We start from the raw sequence: 14,038 nt of genomic DNA on the forward strand, positions 1-14,038 counted from the left end.
GACTGGCCGCGAGCCCGTCGGACCCGCCCTACCAGGCGACTGCACCGGCCCTATCGGGCGWCTACAAGGCATAGGGGCGCTACAGGGCGTAGGGGTCTGAACGGGATCGGAGCCGGACGTTCTGCAACAGGCCGACCGCCAGCAGGTTCGCGAACATCGACGACCCTCCGTAGGACAGGAACGGCAGGGGCAGCCCCGTCACCGGCATGACCCCCAGGGTCATCCCGATGTTGACGAACATCTGGAACGCGAACCAGCACACCACCCCAGTAGCGATCATCGTCCCGAAGGTGTCGCCGGAGTCGAACGCGATCGACAACGCCCGCCACAGCACCACGCCGAGCAGCACCAGGGCCCCGCCGGCGCCGAGAAAACCCAACTCCTCCCCGGCGACCGTGAAGACGAAGTCGGTCTGCTGCTCGGGCACGAACTGGCCCTGGGTCTGCGTCCCGCTGAACAGGCCGCGGCCGGTCAGGCCGCCGTTGGCGATCGCCGTCATGGCCTGGTCGACGTTGTAGCCGGTCGACGAGGTGTTCTGGTTGTCCCGGACGAACTCGGTCAGGCGCGCCTCCTGGTACGGCTTGAGCAGATGGAACTGCAGGATGGCCGCGCCGAAGAGGACCCCGCACAGGATGAGCCCGATCACCCATCGGCTCGGGGCGCCGCTGACCGCGAGCATGCCGAGAATGACGAACACGAACACCATGACGGTGCCGAAGTCCGGCTGCATCATGATGAGTGCCATCGGCACGGCCGCCAGCGCGAGCACCAGAATGACGTCCTGGTGGCCGGGGTTGAGCCGGATACCGGTGTCGCGGTCGTCGTGTTTCTCCCCGAGAATCATCKCCATCCCGAGGATGAGTGCCACCTTGGCGAATTCCGAGGGCTGCAGCTGGAAACCGGCCGGCAGGACGATCCAGGAGTGTGCCCCGTTTATCGTCGAGCCCACCAGCAGAACGGCGACCAGACCGAGCAGTGATCCCAGGTACACGAACGGCGCATATGCCCGCAGAATGCGATAGTCGACGAGGGTCGCCACGCCCGCGAGTACCAGCCCGATGGCCAGGTTGAGCAGGTGGCGCTTGAGGAATATCTGTGGGTCGCCACCGCTCTCGGTCTCGCGCTGCCGGGTGGCGGACCATACCAGCAGCGCCCCGAGCACCGCCAGCATGATCACGGAGATCTGCAGCGGCCAGTCCAGCCGGCGCAGCGGGGAGTGCCGGCCCGACGCCCGGTCTCGCAGCTGGCCGATCCTGCCGCGCGGTGGAACCGGGGACGAACGCAGGGCCGTCGGGCTCGTCATGAACCCTCCATCCATGATCGCCGATAGAAGAGCGGGTGACCCGGGGGCCCTCGACGTCAGCCGGAACCAGCGCTGGCGGGAGCCCCGGGGCTCGGGGGGACGTCGGGTGGCCCGCGGACGGAGGCGGTCACCGCGCCTGTGACGGCCGCGGGCGCCACGGCCGCGGGCGCCACGGCCGCATGGACGGCGGTCCCACCCACGGGGGCCGGGCCGGCGGCCACGGCAGCGATCCTCTGAACCGACACGTCCTGGACCGTGCTATCCGGGATGCTGGCGCCCAGGATGGTGGTACCCGGGATGGCGGCCGGCGCCGACGCGGTACCGCTGGCAGTCGCACCGGCGGCGGCCGCACCGGGGGCGGCCGCATCGGCGGCGAACGTCCCGTCCCGCTCGAGGCGGGGCAGTTGCGACGGCGGCCTGCCGTCGGCGAGCGCCGCGGGGCGTCCGATGCCGTAGATGCTCTGGTAGATGGCCTTGACGGCCGGAGCCGCGTACTCGGCGCCGGTCCCGGAGTCCKGGACGGTCACGACGACGACGAACTGCGGGTCGTTCGCGGGCGCGAACGAGGCGAACCAGGAGGTGTCCCCGGCCCCCTCCACCTCGGCGGTACCGGTCTTGCCCGCGATCGGGATGGTGTCGTTCGGCCAGTCCGCGAACACCCCGGTCGCGGTCCCGCCGCCCTCGCTGGTCACCCCGTGCAGGGCGTTGCGAATGTAGGCCAGCGAGTCGGGCGCGACCGGAAGCCTGCCTGCGACCCTGGGCTCGATGGCCCGTACGACGCGGCCGTCCGGGGCCATCACCGCCTTGGCCAGGCTGGGCTGGTACAGCGTCCCGCCGTTGGCGATGGCGGCGTAGGCGGCCGCGAGCTGCAACGGGCTGACCGACAGGTACTGGCCCTGCCCGATCGCGAACTGGACCGCCGCGCCTCCGTTGTACAGGTAGCCGTCGACGCACGCCTCGGCTGCGTAGCGGCGGAACCGCTCGGCCTTGGCCGGGTCGGTGACCTCCGGGTAGCCGTTGCGGGCCCGGCGGCAGTAGGAGTCCTTCAGCTCCTCCCAGATCGCCTTCGCGCCGGCCCGGTCGACGACCGACCCCGCTGTCTCGCCCGGCAGGTCGATGCCGGTGCGGCTACCGAACCCCAGGGCGCGGGCCATCCTGACGAAGTACTCGTCGGGATCCCGGTATGGTCCGCGCCCGTTGCGCAGCCCGCCGTCGGCCAGCCATGCCTCGTAGGCGAACTGGTCGAAGATGACGTCGCAGGAGATGACCAGGGCCTGGTGGAGGGTGACCGGCCCGGCGGACGACCCCTCGAAGTTGTGGAAGGTCTGGGTGCCGATCTGCAGGCTGGGCGCGCAGTCGTACTTCTTGGTGGTCGACGCGCTGAGGTTGGTCAGCGCGGTCAGGGTCGACACCGGCTTGAACGTCGACCCTGGCGCGCTCGAGCCCTGGTACGCCCGCGACAGCAGCGGAATCCCGTTGGCCTGGTCGGACAGTGCCCTGTAGTCGGCTTCGGAGACGCCCCCGACGAAGACCGACGGGTCGTAGGAGGGCAGGCTCGCCATGGCGATCACGCGACCGGTCTTCGCGTCGAGCACGACACCGGAGGCGGTGCGCGCCCGCTCGCCGCCGAGGGAGTCCAGGGTCTTCTGCAGGGTCTGCTCAACCGCCTGCTGGACGCCGGTGTCGAGCGAGAGCACGAGGTTGTCACCGCTGCGCGGCGCGGTGGCCGACGCGGTGCCCGCGACGCGCCCGAACCGGTCGACCTCGAGCCGCTGCACGCCGTCGGCGCCCCGCAGGTCCGTGTCGTAGGTGTTCTCCAGGCCGGCGACACCGACCAGGCTGTTCTGGTGGTATCCCTTGCTGGCGCCGTCGGCGTCGAGCTGCTTCTGGGTGACAGGGCTGAGATATCCCAGCTCGTGCGCGGCCAGGGAGCCCTGGGGGTACTCGCGCACGGCCTGCAGGTCGGCCGAGACCCCGGGGAACCGGTCGGGATGTTCGATGATCGCCAGTGCCTGCTGCGCGGAGACGTCCTTGGCCACCGGGACCGGCTGGTAGGGCGAGCCGTTCCAGCACGGCGGCTTCACCGTGGCGGAGCAGAACTGGATGCGCGCCCTGACGTCGGCGACGGGCGTCCCGATCACACCTGACAGCCGCTCCAGCACGGCCTGTCCGGAGTCCTTCTGCCGGTCGGTGACCGATCGGTTCACCGATATGACCAGGGAGGTCCGGTTACGGACGAGGGGCCGCCCCTGGTCGTCCACGATCAGGCCACGGATCGCCGGGGTGACGACCTCACGGACCCGGTTGGTCTCGGCGAGATGGCGGTAGTGGTCACCGTCGAGTATCTGCAGGGTCCACAGCCGGGCACCAAGTGTGATCAGCAGGGATACCGCCAGGACGCGCAGGACGACCAGCCGCACCCGAATGCGGTCGTCCAGGGACTCCTCCGGGGGGCCCGGCCGTCGCGCTCGTCCCCCGATCACATCTGCTCCCTGTGCAGGCGCCGCAGCCCGGCGGTGACCAGCGGGAAGACGACCGGGGTCAGCACCAGCGCGTAGAGCGCCGCGCCGAGCGCGCGCAGCAGCGTCTGGGTACCGGTCAGGCTCGGCTGGCCGATGATGYCGGCCATCGCGGCGTGACCGGCCGTCCCGAGCGCCGACGCGGCGGCGGCGACGGCCAGCGGCAGGTAGGCCGACCGGTCGGTCTCCTCGCCGACGAGCCCCACCCCGTACCCGACCAGCGAGAAGACCATCGCGGTCTGGCCGAGGACGTGTGTGGAGAGCAGGTCCGCGAGCACGCCGACGCTGAAGCCGACGACCGCGCCGGTGACGGGTCCCTGGCACAGCGCCACGAAGCAGAGCACGACCAGGACGATGTCGGGGCTGCCCAGCGGCAGGCGCAGCGCGGCGATGACGGACACCTGCAGCACGATCAGGACGGCCATCACGGCGACGGTGACCACGACGATCCTGCCCCGCGGCTCGGCCGCGCGCGTACCCGTGTCCCACATGATCCCGCCTCAGCCGGTGGACGTCCTCGCCGCGGGGGCGAGCGTCGCTGTCGGGGAGATCCGCACGGGCAGGCCTGGCGACGGCGACGCGGTGGCCGGTGGCCGGGACGGCGTGGCAGCCGGCGGCGCGGCGGTCGGCGGCGGTATCGGACGTGGTGGCAGCAGCCGGTCGCCCGGATCGGTGGCGGGTCGGCCGACGACGACGCCGACGAGGTCCAGTGAGCCCAGGGCGGCGAAGGTGGTGACCTCGGCCGAGTGCGAGAGCCCCCCGCCGGAGTCCAGGACCTTGGTGACGACGCCGATCGGCACCCCGCCGGCATAGTCGACGCTGCCGAACGTCACCAGACGATCGCCCGTCTTCACCTGGAGGGTGGCGTCGTAGAGGGTGAAGGTCAGGCTGCCGGAGGTGCCCCGGCCGGTCACCGCGCCGAGCAGCCTGGTGTTCTCCAGCCGGGCGCCGACGTGGCTGGCCGGGCTGGAGACCAGCCGGACCACGGCGGTGTGGGCGGTGGCGGTCAGGACGGTGCCGACCAGCCCGTCATTGTTGATCACCAGCCTGTCCGGGGCGATGCCGTCGGCGCTGCCGGCGTTGATCGTGACCGTCCAGTCCGTCCCCGTGATGTCACCGATCGCCACGACCCTGGCCGGAATGATCGTGTACTCTCCCCTGTCGGCGAGCAGCCGCAGGCTGGACAGCGCCGCGGCCTGCCGCCGCACCTCCTCGTCCTCGGCGAGGCGCCGGCGCAGCTCGGCGTTTTCCGCGGCGAGGGCATCCGCGCGTTTCTGGTACCGGTTGGGATGGGCCAGCGCGGACAGGGTGCGCCCGATCGGACGGGTGACCGTGCTGACCGCCCCCTCGACCCCGCCGAACGCCTCGCGCAGGGCACCGCGCACGCCGGACGAACGCTCGCTCGAACGGTAGTCGATGGTGATCAGAGTAAAGGCCACGACGAGCAACACGATTATGATCATGCGGGAACGCCGGGTGTCACGTCCCACCACCGGCCTCCGTACCTGAAGAGATCCCCCGTGCCTGCGGACGGTCAGCGACGGGGCTCGGAGATGAGTACCTGCTGCAACGCCTCGAACTCCTCCACACACTTGCCGGAGCCCATGGCGACCGAGTGCAGCGGGTTGTCGGCTATGTGGATCGGCATGCCGGTCTCGTGGCGCAGGCGTTCGTCCAGTCCGCGCAGGAGCGCTCCGCCACCGGTCAGCACGATCCCGCGGTCCATGATGTCGCCGGAGAGCTCCGGGGGGCACTTGTCGAGCGTGACCTTGACCGCGTCGATGACCGCGTTCACCGGCTCCTCGATCGCCTTACGGATCTCCTCCGCGGTGACGACGATGGTCTTGGGCAGACCCGAGACCAGGTCCCGGCCGCGGATCTCGGCGCTCGGCTCGTCCGACATCTTGTGCGCGGAACCGATGGCCATCTTGATCTCCTCCGCCGTCCGCTCACCGAGCATGAGCGAATACTCCTTCTTGACGTAGGAGATGATGGCCGTGTCCAGTTCGTCCCCGGCGGTCCGGATGGACTGGCTGGTCACGATCCCGCCGAGGGAGATCACCGCCACCTCGGTGGTGCCGCCGCCGATATCGACCACCATGTTGCCGGTGGGTTCGTGCACGGGCAGACCGGCTCCGATGGCCGCGGCCATCGGCTCCTCGATGATGTAGACCTTGCGCGCGCCGGCCTGGTAGCCGGCGTCCTTCACCGCCCGCTGCTCGACCCCGGTGATACCGGAGGGGACGCAGACGACCAGCCGCGGCTTGGCGAAGTGCCGGCGCCGATGGACCTTCTGGATGAAGTAGCGCAGCATGCGCTCGGTGGTGTCGAAATCCGCGATGACGCCGTCCTTGAGCGGACGGATCGCGACGACGTTGCCGGGCGTGCGGCCGATCATCCGCTTCGCCTCGGTCCCGACGGCGAGGATGCCTGTCGTGGTGGTGTTTATCGCGACCACGCTGGGTTCGTTCAGGACGATTCCGCGGCCACGGACGTAGACGAGGGTGTTGGCGGTGCCAAGATCCACGGCCATGTCACGGCCTAGGAACGACAGCGAACTGGACATCGTCGGATGCCGGCCTTCCCGGGTGTGGGGTCTGGGTGCGCACGCAGGCTGTGCGGGGTGTGCAAGGCAGGCGGTGTCCGTAACGATGTCGTGTCCACTGCTTGTTCGACGAGCCCCATCCAATAGTCCAGTAGTCCGGCAATCCAGTAGAGACGCTGTTGCAGATACCTGCTGTTGCAGACACCAAAGAGCGTAAACCGGGCCCCTCGAGCCTGCCGTAGGTGTGCGGATACGTGGCGTGCGACGGTTCACCTGCCACGCCGGGTCACCAGGCCTGTCAGCCCCGACCCGTACGATCAGTTCTAACACTCGGAGTAGCAAAGATGCTACCTGAGACAACCCGATGAAGGCGCCCGGAGTAACAACATTGYGTAACCCTCACGAATGTAACCTGCATGAACCAGACCCGTACGAACTTGGACACCCACCCGTCGGGTGTGGCGCTCCGGTGGGCAGCACGCCGCCGATGCGCCACACCCGGCCTCCGTTCTCAGGGCCGGAGCGGGTCCGCGGGCCGAGCGGAACCAACCGTCAGCTCAGCCCCGGGAAGAACAGGTCGATCTCGCGCTTGGCGGACTCGGGCGAGTCGGAGCCGTGGACGAGGTTCTGCCCGATCTCCAGGGCGTAGTCGCCGCGCAGGGATCCCGGGGTGGCCTTGACCGGGTCGGTGGCGCCGATCAGGCCACGCGCCGCCTCGACCGCCCGTGGGCCCTCGGCCACCAGCGCGACCAGCGGGCCGGAGACGATGAAGTCGACCAGCTCGCCGAAGAACGGCTTGGCTGCATGCTCGCCGTAGTGGGTCTCGGCGACCGAGCGCTGAAGGGTGCGCAGTTCGAGGGCGACCAGGGTCAGCCCCTTGCGTTCCAGCCGGCCGACGACCTCGCCGACGAGGCCACGGCTGACGCCATCGGGCTTGACCAGAACGAGGKTGCGTTCGACGGACACGGAACTCCTTCTCCTAGCTGCTCGCGTGGACAGCCGCGGTCCTCCGACGGCTGCTGTGGACCTTATCCACCGCCACGCCACGTTATCCACCGCCACGCCACGTTCGGCTCACTGGCAACATCTACCAGCTGACATCTACCGGTCAACTTCTGCCGGTCGACATCTACCGGCCAGCAGACGTCGACCAGCGGGTGCCGGTCAACCTACCCGTCAGCGACGCAGCAGGTGCCGAGCCTCCCCCACCGTCACCAACGATCCGGTCACCACGACCCCGGCGCCGCCGAGGTCACCGTCCCGCTCGGCCAGCCGGACGCCGGCATCGAGGGCGTCGTCCAGGCGGACGGCGACCTCCACCCGGTCGGGGCCGAAGACGTCCACCGCGACCGCCGCGAGGTCGTCGACGGGCATCGCCCGTGGTGATCCGCTCTGGGTGACGACAACGTCGTGCAGCACCGGTTCGAGGGCGGCGAGGATGCCGGCAGCGTCCTTGTCGGCGAGCATCCCCACGACGCCGACAAGGCGGTCGAAGCCGAACTCCTCGTCCAGCGCCTGGACGAGCGCCCGCGCGCCCGCGAGGTTGTGCGCGCCGTCCAGCAGCACCGTGGGCGAGCGGCGGACCACCTCCAGGCGTCCCGGGGAGTCGGCCTGGGCGAAGCCGGCGCGCACCGCGTCGATGTCGAGCGGCTCCCGGCCGCCGCCGAGGAAGCTCTCGACGGCCACCAGCGCGCATGCGGCGTTGTGCGCCTGATGCTGCCCGTGCAACGGCAGGAACAGGTCCTCGTAGACACCGCCGAGACCACGGATAGTAATCGCCTGACCGCCGACGGCGATGGTGCGGCCGAGTACCCCGAACTCCAGCCCCTCCCGCGCCACTGTCGCCCCCACCTCGGCGCACCGGCGCAGCAGCACCTCGGCGGCCGGCAGCGGCTGCTGGGCGAGCACGACGAGCGCGCCCGGATGAATGATCCCGGCCTTCTCCGCCGCCACCGCCTCCGGGGTGTCCCCGAGCTCCGGATGGTCGATGGAGATCGGGGTCACGACCGCCACTCCGGCGTCGATGACGTTGGTCGCGTCCCAGGTCCCGCCCATCCCGACCTCGACGACGGCGACGTCGACCGGCGCGTCCGCGAACGCGGAGAAGGCCATCGCGGTCAGCAGCTCGAAGAAGGTGACCCGCTCCGGATGCCGGCCGTCGACGAGCTCCGCGTACGCGATGACGTCGTCGTAGGCCCGGGTGAAGACCTCCGRCACGGCGGGCCGGCCGTCCAGGCTGATGCGTTCGGTGACGCTCTCCAGATGCGGGGAGGTGTAYCGGCCGGGTCTGATCCCGAACGCGCGCAGCAGCGAGTCCGCCATCCGGGCGGTGGAGGTCTTGCCGTTGGTCCCGGTCAGGTGGATCGACGGGTAGGCCCGCTGCGGCTGGCCCAGCAGGTCGACAAGGTCACGCATGCGGTCGAGGTCCGGGAGCATGCGGTGCGGGAAACGTCCGGCCAGGGCCTTCTCGACCCGGGCGAGACCGCCGTCGTCGCTCAGCAGACCCTCGTCGCTCGGGCCCGCGCCGCCCGGGCCGGCGTCGTCCGCCCCCACGTCAGGCCGACTTCTCCTGGCGAGGGGTCCGCTTGGACGAGGCGACGTCACGGTCGCGCGGCACCAGCGTCGGGTTGACGTGTTCCAGGACGACCTCGCGCGTCACCACGGCCCGGGCGACGTCCTTGCGGCTGGGGATGTCGTACATGACCGACAACAGGACCTCTTCCATGATCGCGCGTAGCCCGCGGGCGCCGGTCCCGCGCAGGATCGCCTGGTCCGCGATCGCGTCGAGGGCGTCCGCGGTGAAGTCGAGGTCGACCCCGTCCAGCTCGAACAGTTTCTTGTACTGCCGGACCAGCGCGTTCTTCGGCTCGGTGAGAATGCGGATCAACGCTTCCCGGTCGAGGTTCGAGACGCTGGTGATCATGGGCAGGCGGCCGATGAACTCGGGAATCATCCCGTACTTGAGCAGGTCCTCCGGHATGACGTCGGAGAAGACCTTCGCGGCGTCCGGATCGTCCTTCCCGTGCAGAACCGCCCGGAATCCCAGGGATTTCTTGCCGATGCGCGCGTCGATGATACGGTCAAGCCCGGCAAAAGCTCCACCCACGATGAACAGGACATTTGTGGTGTCTATCTGGATGAATTCCTGGTGGGGGTGCTTGCGACCACCCTGGGGCGGCACGCTCGCGGTCGTCCCCTCCAGTATTTTCAGCAGCGCCTGCTGAACCCCCTCGCCGGAGACGTCCCGGGTGATACTCGGGTTCTCCGACTTACGCGCGATCTTGTCGACCTCGTCGATGTAGATGATGCCGGTCTCGGCCTTCTTGACATCGTAGTCGGCGGCCTGGATGAGTTTGAGCAGGATGTTCTCGACATCCTCGCCCACGTAACCGGCCTCGGTGAGCGCCGTCGCGTCCGCGATCGCGAACGGGACGTTGAGCATCCGGGCGAGAGTCTGCGCGAGCAGTGTCTTGCCGCAGCCGGTGGGCCCCAGCAGCAGGATGTTGCTCTTGGCGAGCTCCACGTCACCCTTGGCGTCGCCGCCGGCCCCACCGGCCTGGACCCGCTTGTAATGGTTGTAGACGGCAACCGACAGGGTCTTCTTGGCCTGCTCCTGGCCGACGACGTAGCTGTCCAGAAACTCGTAGATCTCGCGGGGCTTCGGCAGCTCGTCCCACTTGAGATCGGAGGATTCCGACAGCTCCTCCTCAATGATCTCGTTGCAGAGATCGATGCACTCGTCGCAGATGTAGACACCGGGCCCGGCGATGAGCTTCTTCACCTGTTTCTGGGACTTGCCGCAGAACGAGCACTTGAGCAGGTCGCCGCCGTCACCTATGCGTGCCACCGAGGACTCAGTCCCTTCGTCCAGACGATGGTGTCGCCTGCAGGTCAGGGGCGGTCTGGCCGCCCAGTCGTCGCCTGTCTGTTACTATCCTGCCCGCGTTACCGACTGTTGCACATGCCGGCGACATCGGGCTGATGGCCGTCACATCCTCGTGTGGGGACCGTACCCCGTACAGACGCCCGGTGAGAGCTCTATCGCGCGGCTCGCGCAGATCAGCCCACGGTCCGGCGGCCGCGTCCGCGGACGCCCGCGCCGTACGGATTGAGCCCGGGCACGCCGTGGGCACGGCAGCCACCGCGCCGACCGGCCGTCCATTTGATCACCTGCCGCCCGATACACGCCCGACATCGTGGTGAAACAGCCTCGGACGCCCCCACGGACGGCCGGGGGCAACACGATCGCATGCCTTCCGCGCCCCGGACACCCGGGGCTGCCCACCGCGGCGGGCCGGCGGGGCTGGCCCGCCGGCCGCGCGGTGCCCAGCTCCCCCGGCCGTCCGGGGGGCGAAAGCAACGCAGTCATGGTTTTCGCCGCGCCGGGGGTCGCTACCGGGTGGCCGACGGAGCGGCTGCCAGTTGGGAGGACTTGCGCGTCGAGATGACCTCGTCGATCAGCCCGTACTCCTTGGCCTCGGCCGCGCTGAGTATCTTGTCCCGCTCGATGTCCCGGCGGATCTCCTCCTCGCTGCGGCCGGTGTGCTGGGCGTATATCCGCTCCAGCAGCGCACGCATCCGCAGGATCTCCCGAGCCTGGATCTCCAGGTCACTGGACTGGCCCTCGCCCTGCCCGGACGGCTGGTGCAGCAGGATGYGGCTGTTCTCCAGCCCGAAACGCTTGCCCGGGGTGCCGGCGGCGAGCAGCACCGAGGCGGCCGATGCCGCCTGCCCCATGCAGATCGTCTGGATGTCGGGCCGGACGAACTGCATGGTGTCGTAGATCGCCGTCAGCGCGGTGAAGGAACCGCCCGGCGAATTGATATAGATCGAGATGTCGCGGTCCGGGTCCTCGGACTCCAGGAACAGCAGCTGCGCCATCACGTCGTTGGCGGACGTGTCGTCGATCTGCACACCCAGGAAGATGATGCGCTCGCGCAGGAGCTTCTCGTAGGGATCGAGAGCGATCTCGCCCCGGCTGGTCCGCTCGATGACGCGCGGCAGGACGTATCGGCTGACGGGTTGACGGCTGGTGTCGCCCTGACCGGTGATCGTCTGGTTCATGTCCGGGTGCCTCCCCGACGGCTTGTGATGATCGGTGGCAGATTCGACGGTGCGGGCTGAGCGTCCCGCGTGTTCTTCGAGCCGGTCCGGTGGGTGGTGGCCTGGTGGATGTCGATCGATCCGCGCGGTCGACGTCCACCAGGACGGCCCAGCTCGACCGGGGCTAGCTGACCGCGCTCTCGCTGGGCACCTGGCGGGCCTGCGATACCACATGGTCGACGAATCCGTAGTCCTTGGCCTCCGCGGCCGTGAACCAACGGTCGCGGTCGGAGTCCCGCTCGATCTGCTCGACGGGCTGGCCGGTGTGGAACGCGATCCGCTCCTGCATCATCCGCTTGGTGTAGAGCATCTGCTCGGCCTGGATCGCGATGTCGGACGCGGTGCCTCCGATACCACCGGAGGGCTGGTGCATCATGATCCTTGTGTGCGGCAGCGAGTAGCGCTTGCCCGCCGTGCCCGCGCACAGGAGGAACTGGCCCATCGACGCGGCAAGGCCAAGAGCCACCGTCACGATGTCGTTCTCGACATACTGCATGACGTCGTAGATCGCCATGCCCGCGCTGACCGAGCCGCCGGGGGAATTGATGTACAGGGAGATGTCCCGATTCGGATCCTCGGCGCTGAGCAGCAGGAGCTGGCCGATGATCGTGTTGGCGATCTGGTCCTCGACCACCGAGCCCAGGAAAATGATCCGTTCGCGCAGCAGGCGGTTGAAGACCTGCTCCTCGAAACCGGCCCCGTTCGACCCCGGCGAGCGAAGCTGCGGGACTGCCAGGCTCGGGGCTGCGATATCACTCACGGTTAGCTCCTCGGCTTCCTCGCGCTGGCGGCGGTTGATCTGACCGGCTCGACACTATCTGTGACTCGCGTCGGTTCCGGGAGTTCACGCTCGATGTTCGCGCTGGGCGTGAGGGCCGGCCAGTCCGAAATCTGATCAATTCGGACATCGAGGTATCATACAGACGCCGGACGGACGGCCGGCCAAGGCCCCGGGGGCCGGCTACCAGTCGGGCGCTACCAGCCGGGCGGGGCCAGGTACCGGTCGGGCGGACGAGGCACCGGGTCAACCCCCGGACGGTCCTCGTCCACCCGGCGACGGCCAGTCAGGTGGTGCCGGGACGCTCAGACGCCGGGTGTGGGGCCGACCTGGGTGCCACCGGCCACCTCGTCGTCGTCATCGTCATCGCGGGCATCGCCGTCGGCATCGTCGACATCGGCGTCGTAGGCGCTGCCGGCATCGGCGTCGGCGGCATCGGCGTCGGCGTCGGCGGCATCGACCGCCGGCTCCGGYCGGCGGGGCAGGTCCAGCTCCACCGCGTTGCCCTCGGCGTCAACGACCTTCACCTGCTCCAGCAGGAAGGTGAGAGCCTTGCCGCGCAGGGTGTCCGCCATGATCGAGGCAAGCCCCTCGCCCTGGGAGATCTGCTGGGCGAAGACCTCCGGGCTCAGGCCCGCGCGTTGCGCCCGGCCGATGATCTGCTCCATCAGCTCGCCCTGCTCGACGCCGATCTGTTCGATATTGATCACCGCGTCCAGGATGAACTGGGAGCGCAACGCTCGCGCGGCCAGCCGCCGCAGCTCGTCGAGGTACTCCTGCTCGCTCTGGCCGAGCGACTCCAGGTAGGCGGCCCGCTCGAGGCCGAGGCGCTCAAGCTCGTGGGAGAGGCGGTGCTCGCGGGCCTCGACCTCGCTGTCGAGGACCGCCTCCGGCACCGGCACGTCGAGCCGCTCGATCAGATCGTCAAGGATGCGCTCCCGGGCCTGGTTGAGCTGGTTGAGCCGGGCTCCCTGGCCGAGGCTCGCCCGGACGTCCTCGAGCAGCTCCGCCAGCGAGTCGAACTCGCTGGCGGTGGTCGCGAAGTCGTCGTCGAGCTCGGGCAGCTCACGCTCCTTGACGCCGCGGACGGTCGCCGTGACCTCGGCCGACTTCCCGGCGTGCTCCCCGGCCAACAGCTCGGTCTGGAACGTCCGGCTCTCGCCCTCGGAGGCACCGGTGATCGCCTCGTCGAGGCCCTCGACGAGATCGCCGCTGCCGACCTCGTACGACAGGCCAGCGGCGTCGGCGCCCTCGACGGTCTCCCCGTCGACGGTCGCGGTCAGGTCGAGCGAGATGAAGTCACCGGCCTGGACCGGCCGCTCCACCGGCCCGAGGACGGCGAACCGCTCCCGCAGCGTCGTCAGATGGGCCTGGACCTGCTCCTCGGTGACCTCGGCAGCGTCGACGGTGATCTCAACGGTGCCGTACTCCGGCAGGGCGATCTCCGGGCGGACGTCCACCTCGGCGGTGAACACCAGCGGGGCGCCGTCGGCGAACGAGCTGATGTCGACCTCGGGCTGCGAGAGGACGTCGACCTCCTCCTGGCGCACCGCGTCGGTGTAGAACCGGGGCAGTGCGCTGTGGATGGCCTCCTCCAGGATCGTCCCCCGGCCGAGGCGCTGGTCGAGGATGCGCGGCGGCACCTTGCCCGGCCGGAAGCCGGAAACCCGGACGTCCCGCGCGAGTTTGCGGTAGGCGGCGTCGACAGAGGGCTTGAGCTCGTCGAAGGGCACCTCGACGGTCAGCTTGACCCGGGTGGGACTAAGGGTTTCCTTGGTGGCCTTCACGGC

11 protein-coding genes are annotated in these 14,038 nt (G+C 69.4%); all 11 read right to left on the reverse strand.

Going from position 1 to position 14,038, the window contains the following annotated elements; genetic code table 11:
- Window positions 1-79: 79 nt before the first annotated feature.
- The 11 genes from rodA to tig all read right to left on the reverse strand — a co-directional run bounded on the left by rodA (window position 80) and on the right by tig (window position 14,035).
- Complete coding sequence (gene rodA / locus BL254_RS10275; protein WP_076843186.1) at window positions 80-1,303, reverse strand: rod shape-determining protein RodA; 1,224 nt, start codon at window positions 1,301-1,303, stop codon at window positions 80-82.
- Window positions 1,304-1,359: 56 nt separating this feature from the next.
- A complete protein-coding gene (mrdA, locus tag BL254_RS10280) occupies window positions 1,360-3,741 on the reverse strand; it encodes a penicillin-binding protein 2 (protein ID WP_076843236.1) in 2,382 nt (793 codons plus the stop codon).
- 41 nt (window positions 3,742-3,782) lie between these two features.
- On the reverse strand, window positions 3,783-4,313 hold the full coding sequence (gene mreD / locus BL254_RS10285; RefSeq protein WP_076843187.1) for a rod shape-determining protein MreD: 531 nt from the start codon (window positions 4,311-4,313) through the stop codon (window positions 3,783-3,785).
- Window positions 4,314-4,322: 9 nt separating this feature from the next.
- Window positions 4,323-5,312: a rod shape-determining protein MreC gene (gene mreC, locus BL254_RS10290; protein ID WP_047222882.1), complete on the reverse strand. Its 990-nt coding sequence runs from the start codon at window positions 5,310-5,312 to the stop codon at window positions 4,323-4,325.
- A gap of 44 nt (window positions 5,313-5,356) precedes the next feature.
- Window positions 5,357-6,388 (reverse strand): rod shape-determining protein, encoded by a 1,032-nt coding sequence (locus BL254_RS10295; RefSeq protein WP_013872948.1) that lies wholly within the window; start codon window positions 6,386-6,388, stop codon window positions 5,357-5,359.
- Window positions 6,389-6,919: 531 nt separating this feature from the next.
- On the reverse strand, window positions 6,920-7,333 hold the full coding sequence (ndk, locus tag BL254_RS10300) for a nucleoside-diphosphate kinase (protein ID WP_076843188.1): 414 nt from the start codon (window positions 7,331-7,333) through the stop codon (window positions 6,920-6,922).
- A 210-nt stretch (window positions 7,334-7,543) separates the two neighbouring features.
- Entirely contained in the window at window positions 7,544-8,920 is a 1,377-nt protein-coding gene (locus BL254_RS10305; protein ID WP_076843189.1) for a folylpolyglutamate synthase/dihydrofolate synthase family protein, read from the reverse strand.
- Window position 8,921: 1 nt separating this feature from the next.
- Window positions 8,922-10,214 (reverse strand): ATP-dependent Clp protease ATP-binding subunit ClpX, encoded by a 1,293-nt coding sequence (clpX, locus tag BL254_RS10310; protein ID WP_076843190.1) that lies wholly within the window; start codon window positions 10,212-10,214, stop codon window positions 8,922-8,924.
- A gap of 545 nt (window positions 10,215-10,759) precedes the next feature.
- Window positions 10,760-11,431, reverse strand: coding sequence for an ATP-dependent Clp protease proteolytic subunit (locus BL254_RS10315; RefSeq protein ID WP_076843191.1), 672 nt, complete (start codon window positions 11,429-11,431; stop codon window positions 10,760-10,762).
- Window positions 11,432-11,594: 163 nt separating this feature from the next.
- Window positions 11,595-12,230 (reverse strand): ATP-dependent Clp protease proteolytic subunit, encoded by a 636-nt coding sequence (locus tag BL254_RS10320; protein WP_047222887.1) that lies wholly within the window; start codon window positions 12,228-12,230, stop codon window positions 11,595-11,597.
- Between the two features lie 323 nt (window positions 12,231-12,553).
- On the reverse strand, window positions 12,554-14,035 hold the full coding sequence (gene tig / locus BL254_RS10325; protein WP_047222888.1) for a trigger factor: 1,482 nt from the start codon (window positions 14,033-14,035) through the stop codon (window positions 12,554-12,556).
- Between the last annotated feature and the right edge of the window lie 3 nt (window positions 14,036-14,038).

The sequence above is a fragment of the Protofrankia sp. BMG5.30 genome (genome assembly GCF_001983005.1).
Lineage (GTDB): Bacteria > Actinomycetota > Actinomycetes > Frankiales > Frankiaceae > Protofrankia > Protofrankia coriariae.

Excerpts from the sequence above, each read along its gene's own strand:
- BL254_RS10295 (WP_013872948.1), bottom strand. The coding sequence starts at position 6,388 with ATGTCCAGTTCGCTGTCGTTCCTAGGCCGTGACATGGCCGTGGATCTT.